Here is a 265-nt window from a genome sequence, read left to right as displayed (position 1 = left end):
GGTGAGGACGTCGGGAAACGTGCCCTCTCGCCCCTGATGCCAGAGTTCTTCCTGTCTCTGAAAGTCGTGCCGCGACTCCAGCGGCAGGCCGGCAGCGTCGAAGGAGGGGGCTTCCTCGAACTCCTCTTCGCCAGGAAGCGGTTCCGGCGCAGGCCACGAACGCTTAGTGGCCCAGATCCCGGCCGAGTCGACCCCCACGACAGTAAGCGGCCCGATGTCAACGCCGGTGGCCATTCCGTCCGCGCTGATCCGAACAGCCGTGGAC

Annotated in this window: 1 protein-coding gene; it reads right to left on the bottom strand. The window is 66.4% G+C overall.

Annotated elements, in window-relative coordinates; all coding sequences use genetic code 11:
* The coding region (locus AC1RPN_RS09015; RefSeq protein WP_481763848.1) for a hypothetical protein at window positions 1-234 on the bottom strand (234 nt) is incomplete at its 3' end.
* Between the last annotated feature and the right edge of the window lie 31 nt (window positions 235-265).

The sequence above is a fragment of the Dellaglioa sp. CoH-57-MRSF-20 genome (assembly GCF_056781955.1).
Note: the sequence above shows the minus strand (reverse complement) of the source record. Positions and strands in the feature narration are given on the sequence as shown.